A 21947-nucleotide genomic window follows, 5' to 3' on the forward strand; every position below is an offset into this window, starting at 1 on the left:
CCGCACGAATCTCTTCGGATCCGCACGATGCGGCTGGAGCGGGTCGATCCGGCCGGGCGCCGACTCGACCCCGAGGGCCTGGACTCCCCCTGGACGAGTACACCGCCGAAAGGCGGCCCTGGGCATCACTCGACGGCTGGTGTCACCCAGCCTGTTCCTGATCGGCGAGGACTTCGTGGATGACCTGTCGTGCGACACCTGCCATGACCGGGTTCGTGTCCCGGTAGTACTGCAGTTCGCGGAGCGCGATCGACAGTGCCCAGCCGCGACCTCGCGCCCAGGCCGCGTCATCGACCTCCAGTGCGGTCCGGAAGGCGCCTCGCGCTTCGGTCGGCAGCACATACCACGCCACGATCAGGTCGACGGCGGGATCGCCCAGCCCCAGGCATCCGAAGTCGATGACGGCGCTGAGCCGCCCATGGAGCATCAGCAGATTTCCTGGTTGCAGATCCGCGTGGATCCAGACCGCCGGACCGGGCCGAGCGGGGGCCTGCAGGGCTGTGCTCCATGCGGCGGTCGCCGCGTCGGCGTCGACGATTCCCCGCACTTCCGCGATCGCGGCCCGTGTCGCGGCATCCCGCGTCGCCAGCGGCTCGCTGCGATAGGAAGGAGGCCCGTCCGCAGGTTCGATCCGGTGCAACGCGGCGACGAACTCCGCCAAATCCTGTGCGAGCAAGCCGGGTTGGGCGACTCGCCCGATGGCCGGATTCTCGCCGTCGAGCCAGCGGTAGACGGACCACGGCCAGGCATAGCCCTCCGCGGGCGTCCCCTTGCCCAGCGGCACGGGAACGGCGACCGGAAGCGGCGGGGCGAGCCATGGCAGCCACCTGTGTTCCTTCTCGACATCGTTGGCGGCCCCCGCGACGCGAGGGAGCCGCACAACCATGTCTTCGCCGAGCCGGTACATGGCATTCGATGTGCCGGCGGAATCGACCGGCTCGACGGGAAGGCCCGCCCACTGCGGAAACTGCGCGGCAACCAGCCGATGCACGAGAGTGGTGTCGACGTCCGGCTCGTCGGCGTGCATCTTGCCAGCGCGCATGAGCACCTTCCTGGAGCGAGGCGATTCCACCACGTGTCATGGACGACGAATGCGTGGAGGGACGGGAGCGAGGGTTGTGCCGACGGCTATACGAGCGTTCCGGGACATCACCCGTCAACTCATTTCCCGCGCGGGCGCCGGCTCAGGCCGACGCCGAAGCACGGGTGGGCGCCGGGTTCGGGGCCGTGGGGCTGGTGGCCGGTGGCAGTTCAATCGTGAACTCCGTGCGGCCAGGGGTGCTTTCCGCCTGGATGCGGCCGCCGTGGGCGGCCGTGACCGCCGCGACGATGGCGAGTCCGAGGCCGGAGCCGCCCTGGGTGGGGCCACCGCGGGAGCGCGACGTGTCGCCCCGCGTGAAGCGTTCGAAGACCGACGGGAGCAGGTGCTCCGGGATGCCGGGGCCGTCGTCGCGTACGCGGATCCTGCAGGACACATCCGTGGCCTCCACCGAGGCGACGACGGTCGTACCCACAGGCGTATGCACACGGGCGTTGGCCAACAGGTTGGCCACCACCTGGTGCAGCCGCGCCTCGTCACCGACGACCAGGGCCGGGGCATCCAGCGGCAGCTCCAGTTGCCAGTTGTGACCCTCCCCGGCGGCCCGCGCGTCCCACACCGCCTCGGCGACCAGCGCCGCGAGGTCCACCTCGGCCGACTGCAACGGCCGCCCCTCGTCCAGCCTGGCGAGCAGCAACAGGTCCTCGACCAGGCCGGTCATCCGCGCCGACTCGGCGGAGACGCGCCGCCACGCGAGCGTCGGCTCGATCTTCTCGGTGCCGCGGTTCATCAGTTCCGCGTAGCCGGCGATGGACGCTAGCGGTGTACGGAGTTCATGGCTGGCGTCGGCGAGGAAGCGGCGCATGCGTTCCTCGCTGCGGCGCATCTCCTCCTCGCCGCGCTGGCGTTCGGCGAGCGAGGACTCGACGTGGTCGATCATGCGGTTCAGCGCGGCGCCGACCTGACCGGCCTCGCTGCCGGGGTCGGTGTCGCGTTCGGGTACCCGGGTGAGGCCGACGACCTCACCGTGGCCCAGCGGCAAGCGGGAGACCTCGACGGCGGTGGCGGCGACACGCCCGAGGGGGCGCAGCTGCCGCCGTATGACGACGGCACAGACGCAGCCCGCGGCGGTGAGGCCGACGGCGGCCACCACGGCCTCGACCACGAGCAGGCCGCTGATCATGTCCTGGACATCGCCCATGGGCAGCCCGGTGAGGACGGGAATGCCGTCGCCGCCGAGGGCGGTCAATCGGTAGCTGCCGAGGCCGGGGACCGTACGGGTGTGCAGCGAGCCGTCGGTGGTGATGCCCGCGAGGGCAGCGCGCTGGGCGGCGGTGAGGGCCTGCTGGCCGCCTTCCTGGGTGACGACCTCGGCGGCGGTGATGTTCCCGTCGTCGTCGAACCGGGCGGCGAGCGTGCCGACGGCCTGCCCGCGCTCGCTGAGGAACCCCAGGTCCGTGGCGTCGCCGACCCGGTTCTGCAGGCCACCCTGGCCGCGCTCGGCGGCGTCGGTGACACGCTGGTCGAGATTGCCGAGCAGATACGCACGCTGCGCGAAGACCGTGGTGACGGCCATCGCCGCGCAGACGGCGACCAGGGTGGCGGCGATGAAGAGGAGCAGCCGGGTCCGCAGCGAACGCCCGCTCAGCCGGGCCCGCAGTGAACGCCCGTGCGTCCGTCGGCTTCCGCCGGGTCGGGGGCTCATCTCCCGTCCTCCACGGGCCTGATCACGTACCCCGCCCCGCGGACCGTGTGAATCATCGGCGCGCGCCCCTTGTCGATCTTCCGGCGCAGGCTGGAGATGTAGACCTCGACCAGGTTCCCGCCGCCGTCGAAGGAGCTGCTCCACACCCGGTCGAGGATCTGGGCCTTGCTCAACACCTGCCGCGGGTGGTTCAGCAACAGGCTGAGCAGGTCGAACTCCTTCGCCGTCAGCTGGACCGGCGTACCGTCGCGGTGCACTTCATGGGTCTCCACGCTCAGTACGAGATCCCCGAGTACGAGGACGGCGTCGTCGGTCCGCGCCTTCTCCGCTCCGGCCCGGCGCAGCAGCCCGCGCAGCCGCAGTACGACCTCCTCCAGCGAGAAGGGCTTGGTCACGTAGTCGTCGGCGCCCGAGGCCAGCCCGTCGATGCGGTGCTCCAGCGCGTCGCGTGCGGTCAGCATGAGGACAGGCAGCTTCGGATTCTCGTACCGCAGCCTGCGCAGCACCTGGAGGCCGTCCAGGTCGGGCAGCATCCCGTCGAGGACGACGGCGTGCGGGGCGCAGCCGCGCGCGGCGCGCAGCGCGCTGTGTCCGTCGCCGACCGGATAGGGGCGCCAGCCCGCCTCGGTGACGGCGACGGAGAGCAGCTCGGTGAGCGCGGGCTCGTCGTCGACGATCAGCACACGGACGCGGTCGCTTCGGGTGCCATACATGTGACGATCCTGTCCCGGTCCGCTGAGAGAGCCCTGTGTTCCGGCTGAGCCGCAGCCGTGGGACAGCGCGCCCACGGCCGGACGGAACCCCCGGTGGTGCGCGGGGAAGGGAGCCGTGCGGGCCGCCAACTGCTTTGGCCGAAGGGGGCATTGGCACGCCCCGGCCACAGGAATCCCTTGAGCCGCTTTCCACCCAGCACTCACTCTGATCACTGGCTTCCGCTTACCAGGCCGGAAGCGATTTCAGCGTTCAGGGGAGGAAGTCCACACATGCGAAGACTCCACGCCCTCTGGGCCGTGGCAGCGGCGGCCGGACTGCTCGCGGGTGCGGTCACGCCCGCGGCGGCCGGCTCGGCGTCCCCGGCCACCGAGCCGGGCGCCACGCCCGTGCAGGGCCCCACGACCGCGCAGAGCGTCACCACGCCAGGCGCCATCAGCCCCCAGACCGTCACCCTCATCACCGGCGACACCGTGTCGCTGACCGTCGGCCCGGACGGCAAGTCCGCCGTCGACGTCCGGCGCGGCAAGGGCCGCGAGGCCGCCACCTTCCTGTCCAGCGAGAAGAACGGCGAGGTCAGCGTCCTGCCGGCGGACGCGATCCCGCTGATCCAGGCGGGCCGCCTCGACCCGGCCCTGTTCAACGTCACCCAGCTGGTCAAACAGGGCTACACGGACACGAGGACCGGCACCACCCCGGTGATCGCGACGTACGACAAGGGCAGCGCGACCCCCGACGGCGCGCGCCGGACGCTCGCGCTGCCCGGGATCGACGGCGCCGCGCTGAGCGCGAAGAAGTCGACCGCCTTCTGGTCGGACATCGCCCCGGCCCTCGGCACCGAGCCCACCGCGAAGGCCGCCAAGCAGCTCGGCGACGGCATCGACAAAATCTGGCTGGACGCCCAGGTCAAGGCGTCCCTCGACGTGAGCGTGCCGCAGATCGGCGCGCCCGAGGTGTGGCAGGCGGGTTACGACGGCAAGGGCGTCAAGGTCGCGGTCCTGGACACGGGCGTGGACGCGGGGCACCCGGATCTCGCGGGGAAGATCGCGGAGTCGACGAGCTTCGTGCCGGACCAGGCGGTGCAGGACGGCCATGGCCACGGCACCCATGTGGCGTCCACGATCGTCGGCTCGGGCGCGGCCTCGGACGGGAAGCGCAAGGGTGTGGCGCCGGGCGCGGAGCTGCTGGTCGGCAAGGTGCTGAACAACGCGGGCCAGGGCCAGTCCTCGTGGATCATCGCGGGCATGGAGTGGGCGGCGCACTCCGGTGCGAAGATCGTCTCCATGTCGTTGGGCGGTACGGCGACCGGTCCCTCCGACGTGCTCAGTGAGACCGTCGACGAGCTGTCCGCGTCCACCGGCACCCTCTTCGTGATCGCGTCGGGCAACGCGGGCCCCTACGAGCAGACCGTGGGCACCCCGGGCATCGCCGACTCGGCGCTGACGGTGGGCGCAGTCGACAAGTCCGACAAGCTGGCCTCGTTCTCCAGCCGTGGTCCGCGCCCCGGTGACTTCGCGGTCAAGCCGGAGATCACCGCGCCGGGCGTGAGCATCACGGCGGCCCGTGCGGCGGGCACCACCATGGGCACGCCGGTCGACGCCAACTACACGACGGCGAACGGTACTTCGATGGCGACCCCGCATGTCGCGGGTGCGGCGGCGCTGGTCGCGCAGGCCCATCCGGACTGGACGGGCGAGCAGATCAAGCAGTCCCTGGCCAGCACGGCGAAGACGAACGCCGACAACTCCGTGTTCGAGCAGGGCGACGGCCGGGTCGACGTCGTACGGGCGGTCGGGCAGAACGTCTTCGCGACCTCGGCGCTGAGCTTCGGCAAGTTCGAGGACGGTGACACCGGGGTCGTCACCAAGGACATCACGTACACCAACACCACGGACAAAGCGGTGGAGTTGAAGATCTCGTCGTCACTCGCCGACGTCACGCCGGGCGCCGGCACGCTGACCGTGCCCGCGCAGGGCACCGCTACGGTCCCGGTCGGCGTCGACCCGGCGAAGGAGGCCCAGGGCCGGTACGCGGGCCACATCACGGCGACCGCCGACGGCATCCAGGTCACCACGGGCGTCGGCTTCGAGAAGGCGCCGAAGACGTACGACCTCAAGGTCTCGCTCCTGGGCCGCGACGGCAAGCCGCCCACCGGCGGGTCGATCTACACGCTCATGGAGCTGAACGGCGCCTACCCCGACGAGTACGGCTTCCTCGGCACCGGCTGGACCTGGCAGGTTCCGGCCGGCACCTACGCCATCTCGACCTGGATCCCGGACCGGGACGCGGGTGGGGCGGCCGTCGGCACCTCGGTCGTCAGCAGCCCCGAGATCAAGGTGGGCGGGGACACCGAGGTCGTCCTCGACGCCCGCAAGGCGGTGGAGATCAAGCCCAAGACGAAGCAGGACTCCGAGTTCCAGGGTTTCAGCACCAATGTGCACCGCGAGGGGGCGGGCAACGGCTGGGGGCTCACCTACAGCCAGGGCTTCTGGACCAAGCACGTCTATGTGGCGCCGACCCCGAAGGTCACCATAGGAAGCCTGGAGTTCTCCGCCAAGTTCCGGCTGTACGCGAAGGAGTTGACGGCGAGCGTCACCAGCCCGGAGAAGACCGAGCTGTCCTCGCTCTACTACTCCCAGACGTACGAGGACTTCCCGTTGAAGATCAGCGGTGACCACAAGGTCCGGGCGGTGGACGCGGGCGGCGGTACCGAGGCCGACTTCGCGGGCCTCGACGTCAAGGGCAAGGTCGCGGTGGTCGCGCTCGGTGCCACGGAGCGGGCACAGAGCGCTCTGGACAACGCGACCAAGGCCGGTGCGGGTTACCTCATCGCGTACCGCAAGACACCCGGTTTCTGGATCGAGGCCGTGGACCGCGCGACCACCGTCCCGCTGATGATCGCCACCGGCGAGGAGGGCGCCAAGCTCACCGGCCTGCTGAAGACCGGCAAGAAGGTCACGCTGAAGCTGGGCGGCACGCCGGTCAGTCCGTATGTCTACAACCTGCTCGCCGCACAGAGCGGCGGCATCTCCGCGGACCAGACATACCGCCTGGACAGTTCCAACACGGCGAAGCGGACGGCCCGTTACTACGGAGCCACGGCCGGCGAGATCGGCGCGGACACCCTGTACACCTACCGCCCCTGGCAGCTCTTCGCCATCGAGAGCAGCGACTACATGGAACTGGGCACGGAACGCGACGAGTACTACTACGTCGACCCCGACACCCGTACCTGGCACGTCGTCTATCCGAACTGGAATACGTTCAGGGGCCAGTGGAGCCCGCTGCGGACCTTCAGCGAGGCGGGCACGGAGAAGACGACGGAGAACTGGCTGCGCCAGGTCATCCGCCCGGGAACCAGCGAGGAGTACGGCCTCTCCGAACGCACCGGCGACAAACTCACCATGTCGGTGGCGGAGTTGACCGACTCCACGCCGGGCCACTACGGATACATCAACGGCACCGACAGCACCGCGAAGGGCAAGCTCTACGCGGACGGACAACTGGTCGGTGACTCGACGTTCGGCGGGTACGGCATCTTCGACGTGGCGGCGGACAAGGCCTCGTACCGCTTCGATCTGGACGTGCAGCGCCGGGCGGCCTGGGCCAAGTACTCCACGAGCACACACACCGAGTGGACCTTTGCCTCTGCGCACACCGACACCTCGACGGCGCTGCCGCTGCTCACCGTCGGCATCGCCCCGAAGGGGCTGGACCTCCTCAACCGAGCCGACAAGGGACGGGAGTTGGAGATCGGGCTGCCGGTCGCGAACCAACTGGGAAGCGTGAAGGCGAGCAGCCTGAAAGCCTGGGTCTCCTACGACGACGGCACCTCCTGGAAGGAGGTGAAGGTCCAGGGCGGCAAGGCACGGTTCAAGGCCGCCAAGGGCGCCGAGTCGGTGTCGCTGCGTGTGCGGGCCGCCGACCGGGACGGCAACGGGATCGACCAGACCGTGCTGCGGGCCTTCGGTCTGAAGTAGGCGACACCTGTAACTTGTGCGCCAGCCTTAACAAGGATCCTCTAGCGTGCCGAGCCATGAACACGGCACACGACATGGCGCACGACACGGTAAGACAGACCCCTGCCGCGAGCCCTTGGGCCGCGGTGGGGGTCTCCGCCTTCGACGAGCTGGTGTACCAGGCGATCCTCCACCAGCCCGACGCCGGCGCGGCAGGCTGGGCGCTGCTGACCGGCGCCGCTCCGGCCCGGGTCCGCGAGTCCTGCAACCGCCTGCTCGCGCTCGGTCTGCTGCAACCGCCGGACTCCATGGGCGGGCTACGGGCGGTCGACCCGCGGGTGGCGATCCGCGCGATGATCCGGCAGCGGGAGACGGAGTCCGAACTGCTCGCCGCCACCGCCGAGGAGATGGCGACCTCGTACGAGGCGGGGCTGCTGCGGGAGGAACCGTCCCGGCTGGTCGAGGTGGTCTCCGGAGAGGGCGCCAACGCGGCCCGTCTGGAAGAGCTGTACGCGCGCGCCGAGCACGAGGTGTGCGTCTTCGACACTCCCCCGTATCTGGCCCCGCGCACCCCGCAGTTGGACCTCCAGTCCGATCTGCTCAGCCGCGGGATCGTGTATCGCACGGTCTACGCGGCGACGGCCCTGGAGGATCCGGACGTCCTCTTCCACGCCTGGAAGATGGTCGAACTCGGTGAGCAGGCCCGGGTGTTGCCCTCGGTGCCGGTCAAGTTACTGGTGGTCGACGGACGTCGGGCGATGCTTCCGCTGACCGCGTCCGACGCCGGCGGCTACTGTGCGGCGGTCGTCAGGCACTCGGCGGTGACCGAGGCGCTGCAGAAGCTCTTCGACCTGGCCTGGCAGCAGGCGACGCCACTCGGCCAGGGAGTCGGCGACGGTGAACTCTCCGAGGGCGAGCGGACGTTGACCCGGCTCCTGGCTGCCGGAATGAAGGACGAGGCGGTGGCCCGCCATCTGGGGGTGAGCCTTCGGACCCTGCGGCGACGGGTGAGCGAGTTGCAGGACCGGCTGGGGGCGGCGAGCCGGTTCCAGCTGGGAGTGCGGGCCGCTCAGCGGGGCTGGGTGTAGCTGGTGTAGAGGTACGTGCACACGAAGGGCCGCACCCCCGGAGCGGGGAGTGCGGCCCAACTGCCGTACCGGATCGCTTACTTGGCGATCAGGCTGCGCAGCACGTACTGCAGGATGCCGCCGTTGCGGTAGTAGTCGGCCTCACCGGGGGTGTCGATGCGGACGACCGCGTCGAACTCCACACCGGTGTCGGTGGTGACCTTGACCGTGCCGGGCGTGGTGCCGTCGTTCAGCTCGGTGATGCCGGTGATGGAGAAGGCCTCCTCGCCGGTCAGTCCGAGGGACTCGGCGGACTGGCCCGCCGGGTACTGGAGCGGGACGACGCCCATGCCGATGAGGTTCGAGCGGTGGATGCGCTCGTACGACTCGGCGATGACGGCCTTGACGCCGAGGAGCGCGGTGCCCTTGGCGGCCCAGTCGCGGGACGAGCCGGAGCCGTACTCCTTGCCGGCCAGGATGACCAGCGGGATGCCCTGCTCGATGTAGTTGCGCGAGGCGTCGTAGATGAACGCCACCGGCGCGTCGGCCTGCGTGAAGTCGCGGGTGTAGCCGCCCTCGGTGCCCGGCGCGATCTGGTTGCGCAGGCGGATGTTGGCGAACGTACCGCGGATCATGACCTCGTGGTTGCCGCGACGGGAACCGTACGAGTTGAAGTCGCGGCGCTCGACACCGTGCTCCGTGAGGTACTTGCCTCCGGGCGTGTCGGCCTTGATCGCGCCGGCCGGGGAGATGTGGTCGGTGGTGACCGAGTCGCCCAGCTTGGCGAGGACGCGCGCGCCGGCGATGTCCGAGACCGGGGTGGTCTCCATCGTCATGCCCTCGAAGTAAGGGGGCTTGCGGACGTACGTCGACTGCGGGTCCCACTCGAAGGTGTTGCCGCTCGGGATCGGCAGCGCCTGCCACTGGGCGTCGCCCGCGAAGACGTCCTGGTAGGACTTGTTGAACATGTCCTCGCCGATGGCGTTCGCCACGACGTCGTTGACCTCGGCCTCGGAGGGCCAGATGTCCGCCAGGTAGACCGGCTTGCCCTCGGTGTCGGTGCCGAGCGCGTCGCGGGTGATGTCCACCTTCATGGAGCCCGCGAGGGCGTACGCGACGACCAGCGGCGGGGAGGCCAGGTAGTTCATCTTGACGTCGGGGTTGATGCGGCCCTCGAAGTTACGGTTGCCCGAGAGGACCGAGGTGACGGCCAGGTCGTGGTCGTTGACCGCCTTGGAGACCTCCTCCGGCAGCGGGCCGGAGTTGCCGATGCAGGTGGTGCAGCCGTAGCCGACGAGGTTGAAGCCGACCTTGTCGAGGTAGGGGGTGAGCCCCGCCTTGTCGAAGTAGTCGGTGACGACCTTGGAGCCCGGGGCGAGGGTGGTCTTGACCCACGGCTTGCGGGTCAGGCCCTTCTCCACGGCCTTCTTCGCGACGAGCGCGGCGGCGACCATGACGTACGGGTTCGAGGTGTTGGTGCAGGAGGTGATGGCCGCGACGGTGACCGCACCGTGGTCGATCGTGTAGGTCGAGCCGTCGGGGGCGGTGACCTGTACCGGGTTGGACGGCGCACCGTTGGGGTGGACGGCCGGGGAGTCGGAGGCCGGGAAGGACTCCTTGCCCGCCTCGTCCACCTCGTCCACGTAGTTGCGGACGTCCGTCTTGAACTGCTCGGCGGCGTTCGCGAGGACGATGCGGTCCTGCGGGCGCTTCGGGCCGGCGATCGACGGGACGACCGTGGAAAGGTCCAGCTCGAGCTTCTCGGAGAAGTCGGGCTCGGCGGCCGGGTCCAGCCAGAGGCCCTGCTCCTTGGCGTACGCCTCGACGAGCGCGAGCTGCTGGGCGTCGCGGCCCGTCAGCTTCAGGTACTTGATGGTCTCGTCGTCGATCGGGAAGATCGCGGCGGTCGAGCCGAACTCCGGCGACATGTTGCCGATGGTGGCGCGGTTCGCGAGGGAGGTCGCGGCGACACCCTCGCCGTAGAACTCGACGAACTTGCCGACGACGCCGTGCTTGCGCAGCATCTCGGTGATCGTGAGCACGAGGTCGGTGGCGGTGGTGCCGGGGGTGAGCTCACCGGTGAGCTTGAAGCCGACGACGCGCGGGATGAGCATCGAGACCGGCTGGCCGAGCATCGCGGCCTCGGCCTCGATACCGCCGACGCCCCAGCCCAGGACACCCAGGCCGTTGACCATCGTGGTGTGCGAGTCCGTACCGACGAGCGTGTCGGGGTACGCCTGCCCGTTGCGGACCATGACGGTACGCGCCAGGTGCTCGATGTTCACCTGGTGGACGATGCCGGTGCCCGGCGGGACGACCTTGAACTCGTCGAACGCGGTCTGGCCCCAGCGCAGGAACTGGTAGCGCTCCTTGTTGCGGCCGTACTCCAGCTCGACGTTCTGCGCGAAGGCCTCGTTGGTGCCGAACTTGTCGGCGATGACCGAGTGGTCGATGACCAGCTCGGCGGGGGCGAGCGGGTTGATCTTCGCGGGATCGCCGCCCAGCTCCTTCACGGCCTCACGCATGGTGGCGAGGTCCACGACGCAGGGCACGCCGGTGAAGTCCTGCATGATCACGCGGGCCGGCGTGAACTGGATCTCCTGGCTCGGCTGAGCCTGGGAGTCCCAGCCGCCGAGGGCCCGGATGTGGTCGGCGGTGATGTTCGCGCCGTCCTCGGTACGGAGCAGGTTCTCCAGCAGCACCTTCAGGCTGTACGGAAGGCGAGCCGAGCCTTCCACCTTGTCCAGCCGGAAGATCTCGTACGACTCGTCGCCCACCTGCAGCGTGCTGCGGGCGTCGAAGCTGTTCGCCGACACGACAGTCTCCTTCATTGATGTGCGCGTACCCACCGCATCCTGCCGCCACATACTCCTGGCCGATCCGTTAAGGTAAGGCTAAGTTAGGTAACCCTTACCGCCAGACCGATGATGCGTGCGACTGCGGGGCGCCTCGGCAGATATCTCGATGTCGAGATAACTCTAGTACATGGGCGCGGGCTGGTCATGCCCGGCCTCCTTCGGGGTACCCGGTGTCGGCCGGGACGCACCCGGCTGACACCGCAGCGAGGAGGCACCGATGCCACTCACGTTCCGCAAGAGTTTCCGCATACTTCCCGGGGTGCGACTGAACATCAACCGACGCTCCTGGTCGATCACCACGGGAGGGCAGCACGGGCCGCGGCACACGCGCAGCAGCACCGGGCGCCGGACCACGTCGACGAATCTGCCGGGCCCCTTCGGTTGGCGCCGCACGACGCGCCGACGGGAGCACTGACCCCCGAGAGTCTCAAGCCTCCAGGCGCACACCAGTTGGCCGCCGGGCAGCCTGCACACCGCCGAACTCCCCCACATACGCGACCGGTACATACCGATCCGCAAGGACCGGTATGTACCGAATCGCAAGCATGAGCGAGATTCGTACCCCGAACTCCCCTGCGAGCATGCCGTGCTGACCCGTATCACCCGGATGGGCGCACTCCGTTTCTCTTTTATCTCACATCAGATATACGGTCACGCCATGGCAGACGACTACCTCGTACGCATCGGCAAGCTCATCCGTGACGCACGGCAGCACCGGGGCTGGACACAGGCGCAGCTTGCCGAGGCGCTCGGCACCAGCCAGAGCGCGGTCAATCGCATCGAGCGCGGCAATCAGAACATCAGCCTTGAGATGATCGCTCGAATCGGCGAAGCCCTGGACAGTGAGATCGTGTCTTTGGGCTATGCGGGTCCGATGCATCTGCGCGTGGTCGGTGGACGTCGTCTGTCCGGCTCGATCGACGTCAAAACCAGCAAGAACGCCTGCGTCGCGCTGCTGTGCGCGACACTCCTGAACAAGGGGCGCACGGTGCTGCGCCGGGTGGCCCGCATCGAAGAGGTGTACCGCCTGCTCGAGGTGCTCGGGTCCATCGGCGTCCGCACGCGGTGGATCAACGACGGGGTGGACCTCGAGATCGTGCCCCCGAGCGAGCTGGACATGGAGGCGATCGACGCGGAGGCGGCCCGCCGCACCCGCTCGATCATCATGTTCCTCGGCCCGCTGCTGCACCGTATGGACCACTTCAGGCTGCCGTACGCGGGCGGTTGCGACCTGGGGACCAGGACCGTCGAGCCGCACATGATCGCGCTGCGCCGCTTCGGTCTCGACATCGCCGCCACCGAGGGGCTCTACCACGCCCAGGTGGACCACACGGTCTCCCCCGACCGTCCGATCGTGCTGACCGAGCGCGGCGACACGGTGACCGAGAACGCGCTGCTCGCCGCCGCCCGCCACAACGGCGTGACCGTCATCCGCAATGCCTCCTCCAACTACATGGTCCAGGACCTGTGCTTCTTCCTGGAGGCCCTGGGCGTACGGGTGGAAGGCGTCGGCACCACCACGCTCACCGTGCACGGCGTACCGAACATCGACGTGGACGTGGACTACTCACCCTCCGAGGACCCGGTCGAGGCGATGAGCCTGCTCGCCGCGGCGGTGGTCACCGAGTCCGAACTGACAGTGCGTCGGGTGCCGATCGAGTTCCTGGAGATCGAGCTCGCGGTCCTGGAGGAGATGGGCCTCGACCACGACCGCACACCCGAGTACTTCGCCGACAACGGCCGTACGCGCCTGGTGGACCTGACCGTCCGGCCCTCCAAGCTCGAAGCCCCGATCGACAAGATCCACCCGATGCCCTTCCCGGGCCTGAACATCGACAACGTCCCGTTCTTCGCGGCCATCGCGGGCTCCGCCCAGGGCAAGACCCTCATCCACGACTGGGTCTACGACAACCGCGCGATCTACCTCACGGACCTCAACCGCCTCGGCGGCCGGCTCCAACTCCTCGACCCGCACCGGGTCCTGGTCGAGGGCCCGACCCGCTGGCGCGCCGCCGAGATGATGTGCCCGCCCGCGCTGCGCCCCGCCGTGGTCGTCCTGCTCGCGATGATGGCGGCCGAGGGCACGTCCGTACTGCGCAACGTGTACGTCATCAACCGTGGGTACGAGGATCTGGCCGAGCGGCTCAACTCGATCGGGGCGCAGATCGAGACGTTCCGGGACATCTGATCGGCGGGTGCCACCGCGCCCTGTCCGACCTGCATGAATGCGGGCCTGGAGGGGGTGCGGCGGCATCTCTGGGACTTCTCTGGGACCTTGGGCCGGGACCGGGCTGTTGGTCGAGCAACTCCGCAAGCAGCAGACCTCGTCCACACCGACCGGGATCTGCTCGAGGCCTGAGCGGGCGCCATCGCCGGGCAGGTCCGGCGTTCCGGCACGAACTCGCGAGCGGCCCGACGATGAATCACTCAAAGATCATCGATCCGGGGCGCCACCCAGCACCAGTCCGTTGACCCGGATACCAGCGGCCAAGCTCTTTGCCGAGGCCGCCTGGCCCGACATGCTGCCGTCGTGCCGCGCCTCGGCGCAGTGGTTCCGGTCCTGGGGTCAGTTGGTCTCGTCCGGTGCGGGTGCGGTGAGGGCCGCCGGGCCGGAGCGGAGCATCGCCCTGTAGAGGGCGTCGTGCTCGGGCGAGGGAGGCAGGAGGCCGCGGGCGGGGGCCTCGAGGGACTGGATGAACAGAGCGACGACGCGGCGCCAGGCGTCGGGGGCGGCGTCGCCGGTGGCGTTGACGACGCCGGCGTTGGCCATGTGGATCAGTACCAGGTCCGAGGGGTCGAAGTCCTCGCGCAGACGGCCCGTCGCTTGGGCACGGTTGATGAGCTCAACCATGCCCTCGTACGCCTCGTTGCGGCGCGCCTCGAGTGCCTTGGCGGTGGGGAAGGTCGTGGTCAGGACGTCGGCGAAGCCGTAGTCGGCGGCCTGCATCGCGCAGGCTGTCTCGATGTAGCCGATGAACCCGTGCCAGGGGTCGGGGTCGTCCAGGGCCACGGCGACCGCGTCGGCGTAGGCGTCCATGCGGTCGGCGAAGACGGCGGCGACCAGCTCTTCCTTGGTGGGGAAGCGGCGGAAGATGGTGGCGATGCCCACGCCTGCCTCGCGGGCCACGGAGGCCATGGAGGCGCCCAGGCCGTCGCGCGCGAACACCCTGCGGGCGGCGGCGATGATGCGCTCCCGGTTGCGCTCGGCGTCGCTGCGCAGCGGCTGAGCGGCGGTGTCGTCAGGGTGCTGGGCGCCAGGAGTCATACCGGCCAGTCTAGCAATCGGATTGCCCTATCCATTTTTGATGTACGGTGGCCACATCGAACCGGAAAGGTCTATCCGGATCTTGAATCGGATAGACCTATCCAGATTCGCCTGTTTCCGCCACTTCAGCTTTTGCGAAAGGATTGCTGTGACCAGCATCGCCATCGTCGGAGCCGGCCCCCAGCTGGGCCTGGCCATCGCCCGCACTTTCGGCTCCCACGGCCTCGACGTCGCCCTGATCTCCCGTAACCGCGAGAAGCTCGACGATCTCGTCGGCACGCTCACCGCCGAGGGCATCACCGCCGCCGCGTTCCCCGCGGACGTCCTCGACCGCGACGCCCTCACCCAGGCCCTCAAGGACGCCGCCACCCAGTTCGGCGGGATCGACGTCCTGGAGTACTCCCCGCTGGGGACGTTCGGCTCGGTCGTTCTGACCACTCCGGCCGAGACCGAACCCGCGCACGTGCAGCACGAGATCGAGTTCCAGCTCTACGGGGCGATCGCCGCCACGAAGGCGGTGTTGCCGGCAATGCGCGAGGCCGGCGCGGGCACCCTGCTCTACACCACCGGCGCCGGCTCCCTCGACCCCGTGCCGGTGGTCGGCAACGTCAACGCCGCCGCGGCAGCGCTGCGCAACTGGGCGGTCAACCTGCACAAGGAACTGGCCGGCACCGGCATCCAGGCCGCCCACATCGGCATCGACGTGTCGATCGCCACCGCCGTCATCCCCGGCCAGCCGGTGATCCAGCCCGAGGACATCTCCCCCGTCTACTGGGACCTGCACACCACCAAGCGCGACCAAGCCGAGCGAATCTTCAGGGGCTGACGCCGCACCGGCTGACCAGCACTCCCCACGGCCTCACCGAGTACCGCGATGTCATCGGGCCCCTCCGCTATGCCGCGTCGCGTCAGGAGTGATGCTGCTGCGCGACGGGCGCTGTCTGGCCTCCGGCCCGGCCGACGAGGTGCTGACCAGCGATCAGGTCAGCAAGTGCTTCGACCATCCGATGCGCCTCAGCCGGGCCGACGGACGGTGGAGTGTGCGGACCGGTCGCCCGGTCGTACCACGACTCGGCTGACGGGTGTCTCGCGCAGGTGCGCGCCCACCGGCACGCACCTGCGCGAACAGTCCTCCCGGCGGCGAGACGGGTGCGGTCGCAGGGACCCTGTCCATCATGGTCGGCGGCACTCCCGCGGACTTCGAGGAGGCCCTCGGCGCCTCCACCCCCTCGGCGGTATCGCGCCCAGCTCATCGCCTCCGCCGTGGCCCGCGGAGACGCGGATCCCGGCCACTCCGCCCTGCTGCGCGGCGTTGAAGTCCTCGGCGGCCACGACGTCTCCGGGCGAAGCGAGAACGCCGGGGCCAACCGGGGATGATGCGCGCCGGGCGACGACGGGGCCCGCCGGAGGACGTCTTCGCGTCGTCCGGCGGGCCTGCCGTGTCAGTCCTCGACGAGCGTGATGTCTTGCTCCCGGGTCGCGTGGAAGGTCGGGATCGACATGCCGAACGCTCCGGGACGCAGTTCCATCAGGGTGGCCTGGACGCGGGCGCTGCCCGGCTCGAGGGTGCCGGGCTCGCGCTTCGCCGAGTTGCTCCAGCGGTGCTCGGTGCCGTCGCAGACCGCCTCGGTGCCGCCGATGCCGTGGCTCGCCTGGGAATCGTCCTGCGACACCGAGGAGGACACCAGCACCGGCCCCGAACCGTTCAGACAGCGGTAGGTGCCGGAGAGGGTGATGGTCCCGTCGGCCGCGAGCTGACCGGTCGGGTCGACGGTGACCGTCTCGGACGGCTCGGACAGGGCGACGGCGGTCGGGGCGAGCAGCAGCAGGAGCACGGCACCGGTGGCCGCGCCGATGACCTGGCGCACAGACATGGAAGTACCTCCTGGGAAGTGGCAGGCTTTAGAGGTACCCGCCGCACGCCCCCGGGCAGTGATCGTCACCCCTTTGGTGGCGAGTCCGCTCCATGCGTCATGGGGACGTCCGAGAGTTGTCCGCGTGTTGTCACGCTTCTCGACCGGCGGTTCCGGTGAGTTCGCGGCGAGAGCATGGTCTTACGTATGCGAGGCGGCGACAGCGCCGCCCGCACTCATCGCATCCGACGTGGAGGTGCGCCATGTGTAGCCACCAAACTCTGTGCCCGTCCGCGGACTCCAACGCTCCGCACATCGTGTCGGCCCACCCCGAGCAGGGCTGGAGCCTGCTGTGCAACGGCGCGATCGTCTTCGACGACAGCGGCGAACTTCTTCCCGACGGCCGCGTGGTCGCTCCGCACCGGGTGTTCGCCGAGCAACTGGCCGTCGCCGCCTGATCCCTCCGACAGGGCCCTACGGCAGCACGGCGAAGCCGTCGAGTTCGACCAGGGCCCGTTCGTCCCAGAGGCGGGCGGCGCCGATGACGGCCATCGCGGGGTAGTCGCGGCCGGCCAACCGGCGCCACACATGGCCGAGTTCGGCAGCGTGAACGCGGTAGTCCGCGACGTCGGTGGCGTAGACGGTGACCCGTGCGAGGTCGGCCGGGGTTCCGCCCGCCGCCCGCAGCGCGGTCAGCAGATTTGTCAGCGCCCGCTCGAACTGCTCCGGGAGGGTCTCGCCGGTCACCTTTCCGTCCGTGTCGAGCGCGGTCTGGCCCGCCAGGAAGACGACGCGGGTGCCGGTGGCGACGACGGCGTGCGAGAAGCCGGTGGGCGGCGACAGCTCGGGCGGATTGACCCGCTCGGTACTCACGAGGCCGCCACCGACGCGTACAACTCCTTGGCTATGACGGCTCGTTGGACCTCACTCGCGCCTTCGTAGATACGAGGCGCGCGGACCTCCCGGTAGAGGTGCTCGAGGAGGTGTCCGCGGCGCAGGGCGCGGGCGCCGTGCAGTTGGACCGCCGCGTCGACCACGTACTGGGCCGTTTCTGTCGCCAGCAGCTTCGCCATCGCGGCCCGCCGAGGCACGTCCGGGGCGCCTTCGTCGTACGCCGTCGCGGCCGCGTACACCATCAGGCGGGCCGCCTCCGTACGCAGCGCCATCTCGGCGACCTGGTGGGCCACTGTCTGAAGGTCCCTCAACTTGCCGCCGAACGCGTCGCGTTCAGCCGTGTGCGCGAGCGTCATGTCCAGCGCCGCCTGCGCCATACCGACCGCGAAGGCGCCCACGCTCGGGCGGAAGAGATTGAGGGTGTGCATCGCGACCCGGAAACCGCGGTCGGTCTCGCCGAGCACGTCCTCGGCCGTCACCCGTACGGCATCGAAGGCGAGGGCGCCGATGGGGTGCGGCGAGAGCATGTCGAGCGGGGTGCCGGTGAGGCCGGGGCGGTCGGCGGGGACGAGAAAGGCGGTGACGCCGCGGGCTCCGGCGCCCGGGGTGGTCCGCGCGAAGACGGTGTAGAAGTCGGCCTCGGGGGCGTTGGAGATCCAGCACTTCTCGCCGGTGAGCCGCCAGCCGTCCGAGTCGTCCTTGTCCGCCCGCAGAGCCAACGCCGCCGCGTCGGAACCCGCGCCCGGCTCGCTCAGGGCGAAGGCGGCCACCGCGCTGCCGTCCGAGACACGGGGCAGCCAGTGTGCGCGCTGGGCCCGGGTGCCGTACGTGTGCACCGGGTGCGCGCCGAGGCCCTGGAGCGCGAGCGCCGTCTCGGCCTCCGTGCAGGCCCTGGCCAGGGACTCCCGCATCAGGCACAGATCGAGCGCGCCCGAGGTGAACAGCCGGGCGAGCAGACCGAGCCGGCCCAGCTCGGCGATCAGGGGGCGGTTGACGTGGCCCGGCTCACCCTTCTCCGCCGCCGGACGCAGCTGCTCCGCCGCCAGCGTGCGCAGCTCGGCACACCAGGCGGTGTGCGCCGGATCGAGCGAGAATGCGGTCATTGCCGGTCCCCTCTCCCCTGCCGGGTCGCAAGGCCCCCTGTCGGGTCGCAAGGCCAGGCTATCGTGGGACATTGACTGTCGTCACCAACACGATACGCTCCTTGTGCGAGACGCGAGCTGCGAGCCACGAGCTGATGAGCCCACCACGACAAGGGGGCGAACCTCCATGGACCCCGGCGACACCCTGGGGCCGAAGACCTCGGCCCACGTCGACACCTTCGCGCGCGACCACCTCCCTCCCTCCGAGCAGTGGCCACAGCTCATCAGCGATCTGCCCGAGCTGCGCTACCCCGACCGGCTGAACTGCGCCACCGAGCTGCTCCGCCACGGCCACGCGCGCCCGGAGCGTCCGGTCTTCCGCACACCGTCCGGCGACCTGTGGACGTACGGTCAGCTCCTCGCCCGCGTGGACCGGATCGCCCATGTGCTGACCGCCGAGCTGGGCGTCGTCCCCGGCAACCGTGTGCTGCTGCGCGGGCCCACCACGCCCTGGCTGGCGGCGTGCTGGCTGGCGGTCCTGAAGGCCGGCGCGGTCGCCGTGACCGTGCTCGCACAGCAGCGCCCGCACGAGCTGGCCACGATGGGCGAGATCGCCCGGGTGACGCACGCCCTGTGCGACGTGCGGTCCGTCGACGACCTGGCGCGGGCGGGGCTTCCGGGGCTGCGGATCACGACGTACGGCGGGGACTCGCCCGACGACCTGCTGCTGCGCATCACCGGCGCCCCGGACGAGCCGTTCACGGCCGCCGACACCGCCTGCGACGACGTCGCGCTGATCGCGTTCACGTCGGGTACCACCGGTCGGCCCAAAGGCTGTATGCATTTCCATCGCGATGTGCTGGCGATAGCGGACACGTTCTCGAAGCATGTGTTGCGACCGCACGAGGACGACGTCTTCGCCGGCAGCCCTCCGCTGGGTTTCACCTTCGGACTCGGCGGTCTCGTGGTCTTCCCGATGCGCGTCGGCGCCAGCACCCTGCTGCTCGAACAGGCGGGCCCCAAGCACCTGCTGCCCGCGATCGCCGCACACCGCGTCTCCGTGCTGTTCACCGCGCCGACCGCGTACCGGGCGATGCTGGCGGAGCTGCACGCGTACGACACGACGTCGCTGCGGCGCTGTGTGTCCGCGGGCGAGAACCTGCCGGCCGCGACCTGGCAGGCCTGGCACACCCGCACCGGGCTGCGCATCATCAACGGCATCGGCGCCACCGAACTGCTGCACATCTTCATCTCCGCGGCCGACGAGCGGATCCGCCCCGGTACGACGGGGGTCCCCGTCCCGGGGTGGCACGCGCGCGTGGTCGACGCCGACGGCACACCGGTGCCGGACGGCGAGCCCGGACTGCTCGCCGTGCGCGGCCCGGTCGGCTGCCGCTATCTCGCCGACCCGCGGCAACGGGAGTACGTGCGGGACGGCTGGAACCTCACCGGCGACACCTATGTACGCGATCCCGACGGCTACTTCCGCTATGTCGCACGCGCCGACGACATGATCGTCTCCGCCGGGTACAACATCGCGGGCCCCGAGGTCGAGGACGCTCTGCTGCGCCATCCGGACGTGGTCGAGACGGCGGTCGTGGGGCGCTTCGACGAGGCGCGCGGGCAGGTGGTGGTGGCGTACGCGGTGCTGCGGCCGGGCGCGCACCGGGATCCGGAAGCGCTGCGCGCGTTCCTCAAGTCCGAGCTGGCCCCGTACAAATGCCCCCGCGAGTTCGTCTTCCTGGACGCGCTGCCGCGCACCGCGACGGGCAAGCTCCAGCGGTTCCGGCTGCGCTCCCCGGAGGGTGACTTGTCCACGGGCAGCGGCCCCAAGTGATCTTCGCGCACTAGAGTGATCAACGTGTCAGAGCAGCACGCCCCCCGGTCCCTCATCGTCACGTTCTACGGCGCGTACGGCCGTTTCATGCCCGGCCCCGTACCGGTGGCCGAGTTGATCCGGCTCCTCGCCGCGGTCGACGTCGACGCGCCCTCCGTACGCTCGTCGGTGTCGCGGCTCAAGCGCCGCGGACTGCTCGAACCGGCCCGCACGGCGACGGGCGCGGCGGGGTACGCGCTGTCGCCGGACGCGCGGCAGCTGCTCGACGACGGCGACCGGCGGGTGTACGCGACGGCGCCCGCCGAGGACGACGGCTGGGTGCTCGCCGTCTTCTCCGTGCCGGAGTCCGAGCGCCAGAAGCGGCACGTACTGCGCTCGCGGCTCGCCGGTCTCGGCTTCGGGACGGCGGCCCCCGGGGTGTGGCTCGCCCCGGCGCGGCACTACAAGGAGGCCCGGCACACCCTGGCGCGGCTTCACCTGGATCCGTATGTGGAGCTGTTCCGCGCGGAGCACCTGGGCTTCGCGGCGACGGCGGACGCGGTCGCGCGCTGGTGGGACCTGGCGGCGATCGCCAAGGAGCACGAGGCGTTCCTCGACCAGCACGCGCGGGTGCTGCACGCCTGGGAGCGACGCGCGGACACGCCGCCCGAGGAGGCGTACCGCGACTATCTGCTCGCCCTGGACTCCTGGCGCCATCTCCCCTACACCGACCCCGGGCTGCCCGCCGCGCTGCTGCCGGAGGACTGGCCGGGCGCCCGCTCGGCGGCCGTCTTCCGGGCACTGCACGAGCGGCTCCGGGACGCGGGGGCGAGTTTCACGGACGTACTCACGTAGTTCGCCTGCCCGTAAGAAAAGATGTGAACTCGGCGACATCATGCGCCGCTAAGGGAACCCTCAGGTTCTTCCTCACCTCTTCTCATGTTTCTTACCTAGCGTCATCAGCCGTACGCCAGGACAGGAAGAGGACCGCACGTATGACCACCACGGCAAGGGCTCAGGGAGCCACCGTCTGGCTCACGGGCCTGCCGAGCGCGGGCAAGACGACCATCGCCCGGCTGCTCGGGAGCCGCCTGAAGGCCGAGGGACATCGTGTGGAGGTCCTCGACGGCGACGAGATCCGCCGCTTCCTCTCCGCGGGCCTCGGCTTCTCGCGCGAGGACCGCAACACGAACGTGCAGCGCATCGGCCTGGTCGCCGAAGTACTGGCGCGTAACGGCGTGCTCGCCGTGGTGCCGGTCATCGCGCCGTACGCCGACAGTCGCGAGGCCGTCGCGAAGCGACACGAGGCGAGCGGGACCCCGTACATCGAGGTGCATGTCGCCACCCCGGTCGAGGTGTGCAGCGAGCGGGATGTGAAGGGGCTCTACGCCCGCCAGGCCGCGGGTCACTTGAAGGGGCTCACCGGTGTCGACGACCCCTACGAGCCGCCACTCGACCCGGCGCTCACGCTGGAGACGCATCTGCAGACCCCGGAGCAGTCCGCTGCCTCGGTGCACGCGCTGCTCGCGACGAGGGGGCTGGTATGACATCCCCATCGACATCCGCATCGACATCCGCATCGACATCGGTGACGACTGAGCGGGCCTTCACGCTCTCGCATCTGGACGCGCTGGAGTCCGAGGCCGTCCATATCTTCCGCGAGGTCGCGGGCGAGTTCGAACGACCGGTGATCCTCTT

19 protein-coding genes and 1 pseudogene are annotated in these 21947 nt (G+C 69.9%); 12 read left to right on the plus strand and 8 right to left on the minus strand.

Annotation, left to right across the window (positions count from 1 at the left end; translation table 11 throughout):
- Positions 1 to 142 precede the first annotated feature (142 nt).
- From ACX28W_RS19165 to ACX28W_RS19175, 3 genes are all read right to left on the minus strand, one after another.
- Complete coding sequence (locus ACX28W_RS19165) at positions 143 to 1027, minus strand: aminoglycoside phosphotransferase family protein (RefSeq protein ID WP_459000195.1); 885 nt, start codon at positions 1025 to 1027, stop codon at positions 143 to 145.
- Positions 1028 to 1184: 157 nt separating this feature from the next.
- Complete coding sequence (locus ACX28W_RS19170; RefSeq protein ID WP_459000196.1) at positions 1185 to 2744, minus strand: sensor histidine kinase; 1560 nt, start codon at positions 2742 to 2744, stop codon at positions 1185 to 1187.
- A complete protein-coding gene (locus ACX28W_RS19175) occupies positions 2741 to 3457 on the minus strand; it encodes a response regulator transcription factor (RefSeq protein WP_459000197.1) in 717 nt (238 codons plus the stop codon). The genes ACX28W_RS19170 and ACX28W_RS19175 overlap by 4 nt, the downstream gene beginning before the upstream one ends.
- Before the next feature lie 270 nt (positions 3458 to 3727).
- On the opposite strand from ACX28W_RS19175, the gene ACX28W_RS19180 reads away from it, so the two are divergent.
- Together ACX28W_RS19180 and ACX28W_RS19185 are read left to right on the plus strand one after the other, a co-directional pair.
- Positions 3728 to 7435, plus strand: a complete 3708-nt coding sequence (locus ACX28W_RS19180) for a S8 family serine peptidase (protein ID WP_459000198.1) — start codon at positions 3728 to 3730, stop codon at positions 7433 to 7435.
- A 56-nt stretch (positions 7436 to 7491) separates the two neighbouring features.
- Positions 7492 to 8502, plus strand: a complete 1011-nt coding sequence (locus ACX28W_RS19185; protein ID WP_459000199.1) for a helix-turn-helix transcriptional regulator — start codon at positions 7492 to 7494, stop codon at positions 8500 to 8502.
- Positions 8503 to 8579: 77 nt separating this feature from the next.
- On the opposite strand, the gene acnA is transcribed toward ACX28W_RS19185, so the two are convergent.
- Positions 8580 to 11297: an aconitate hydratase AcnA gene (gene acnA, locus ACX28W_RS19190; protein WP_459000200.1), complete on the minus strand. Its 2718-nt coding sequence runs from the start codon at positions 11295 to 11297 to the stop codon at positions 8580 to 8582.
- Between the two features lie 259 nt (positions 11298 to 11556).
- Here acnA and ACX28W_RS19195 point away from each other — a divergent pair, with 259 nt between their 5' ends.
- Together ACX28W_RS19195 and ACX28W_RS19200 are read left to right on the plus strand one after the other, a co-directional pair.
- On the plus strand, positions 11557 to 11754 hold the full coding sequence (locus tag ACX28W_RS19195; protein ID WP_459000201.1) for a DUF4236 domain-containing protein: 198 nt from the start codon (positions 11557 to 11559) through the stop codon (positions 11752 to 11754).
- Between the two features lie 243 nt (positions 11755 to 11997).
- Positions 11998 to 13527, plus strand: a complete 1530-nt coding sequence (locus ACX28W_RS19200; RefSeq protein WP_459000202.1) for a helix-turn-helix domain-containing protein — start codon at positions 11998 to 12000, stop codon at positions 13525 to 13527.
- Positions 13528 to 13905: 378 nt separating this feature from the next.
- Here ACX28W_RS19200 and ACX28W_RS19205 read toward each other — a convergent pair whose 3' ends face one another.
- Positions 13906 to 14604 carry a TetR/AcrR family transcriptional regulator gene (locus tag ACX28W_RS19205; protein ID WP_459000203.1) on the minus strand — a complete coding sequence of 233 codons (699 nt, stop codon included), beginning with the start codon at positions 14602 to 14604 and terminating at the stop codon, positions 13906 to 13908.
- Positions 14605 to 14752: 148 nt separating this feature from the next.
- Here ACX28W_RS19205 and ACX28W_RS19210 point away from each other — a divergent pair, with 148 nt between their 5' ends.
- The 3 genes from ACX28W_RS19210 (at position 14753) to ACX28W_RS19220 (ending at position 15920) form a co-directional block, all read left to right on the plus strand.
- Positions 14753 to 15430: an SDR family NAD(P)-dependent oxidoreductase gene (locus ACX28W_RS19210; protein WP_459000204.1), complete on the plus strand. Its 678-nt coding sequence runs from the start codon at positions 14753 to 14755 to the stop codon at positions 15428 to 15430.
- A 91-nt stretch (positions 15431 to 15521) separates the two neighbouring features.
- Positions 15522 to 15683 carry a hypothetical protein gene (locus ACX28W_RS19215; protein ID WP_459000205.1) on the plus strand — a complete coding sequence of 54 codons (162 nt, stop codon included), beginning with the start codon at positions 15522 to 15524 and terminating at the stop codon, positions 15681 to 15683.
- A 3-nt stretch (positions 15684 to 15686) separates the two neighbouring features.
- Positions 15687 to 15920 carry an NAD(P)-binding domain-containing protein gene (locus ACX28W_RS19220; RefSeq protein ID WP_459000206.1) on the plus strand — a complete coding sequence of 78 codons (234 nt, stop codon included), beginning with the start codon at positions 15687 to 15689 and terminating at the stop codon, positions 15918 to 15920.
- A 126-nt stretch (positions 15921 to 16046) separates the two neighbouring features.
- Here ACX28W_RS19220 and ACX28W_RS19225 read toward each other — a convergent pair whose 3' ends face one another.
- A complete protein-coding gene (locus ACX28W_RS19225) occupies positions 16047 to 16478 on the minus strand; it encodes a DUF6299 family protein (RefSeq protein ID WP_459000207.1) in 432 nt (143 codons plus the stop codon).
- Positions 16479 to 16720: 242 nt separating this feature from the next.
- On the opposite strand from ACX28W_RS19225, the gene ACX28W_RS19230 reads away from it, so the two are divergent.
- Complete coding sequence (locus ACX28W_RS19230) at positions 16721 to 16915, plus strand: DUF5999 family protein (RefSeq protein ID WP_459000208.1); 195 nt, start codon at positions 16721 to 16723, stop codon at positions 16913 to 16915.
- 16 nt (positions 16916 to 16931) lie between these two features.
- Here the strand turns inward: ACX28W_RS19230 and ACX28W_RS19235 are convergent, their stop codons facing one another.
- Together ACX28W_RS19235 and ACX28W_RS19240 are read right to left on the minus strand one after the other, a co-directional pair.
- The gene (locus ACX28W_RS19235; protein ID WP_459000209.1) at positions 16932 to 17330 is read right to left on the minus strand and encodes a RidA family protein; all 399 of its coding nucleotides are present in this window, start codon (positions 17328 to 17330) and stop codon (positions 16932 to 16934) included.
- Positions 17327 to 18454: an acyl-CoA dehydrogenase family protein gene (locus ACX28W_RS19240; protein ID WP_459000210.1), complete on the minus strand. Its 1128-nt coding sequence runs from the start codon at positions 18452 to 18454 to the stop codon at positions 17327 to 17329. Before ACX28W_RS19240 ends, ACX28W_RS19235 begins: the two co-directional genes overlap by 4 nt.
- 166 nt (positions 18455 to 18620) lie before the next feature.
- Between ACX28W_RS19240 and ACX28W_RS19245 the strand changes: the two genes are divergently transcribed.
- The 4 genes and pseudogenes from ACX28W_RS19245 to ACX28W_RS19260 form a co-directional block, all read left to right on the plus strand.
- The gene (locus ACX28W_RS19245) at positions 18621 to 20270 is read left to right on the plus strand and encodes an AMP-binding protein (protein WP_459000211.1); all 1650 of its coding nucleotides are present in this window, start codon (positions 18621 to 18623) and stop codon (positions 20268 to 20270) included.
- A gap of 15 nt (positions 20271 to 20285) precedes the next feature.
- Complete coding sequence (locus ACX28W_RS19250) at positions 20286 to 21104, plus strand: PaaX family transcriptional regulator (RefSeq protein ID WP_459000212.1); 819 nt, start codon at positions 20286 to 20288, stop codon at positions 21102 to 21104.
- A 140-nt stretch (positions 21105 to 21244) separates the two neighbouring features.
- The gene (gene cysC, locus ACX28W_RS19255) at positions 21245 to 21796 is read left to right on the plus strand and encodes an adenylyl-sulfate kinase (protein ID WP_459000213.1); all 552 of its coding nucleotides are present in this window, start codon (positions 21245 to 21247) and stop codon (positions 21794 to 21796) included.
- Positions 21793 to 21947, plus strand: a pseudogene (locus ACX28W_RS19260) (sulfate adenylyltransferase subunit CysD); the annotation flags it as partial. The gene cysC and the pseudogene ACX28W_RS19260, both read left to right, overlap by 4 nt.

The organism is Streptomyces sp. SD15 (assembly GCF_054462255.1).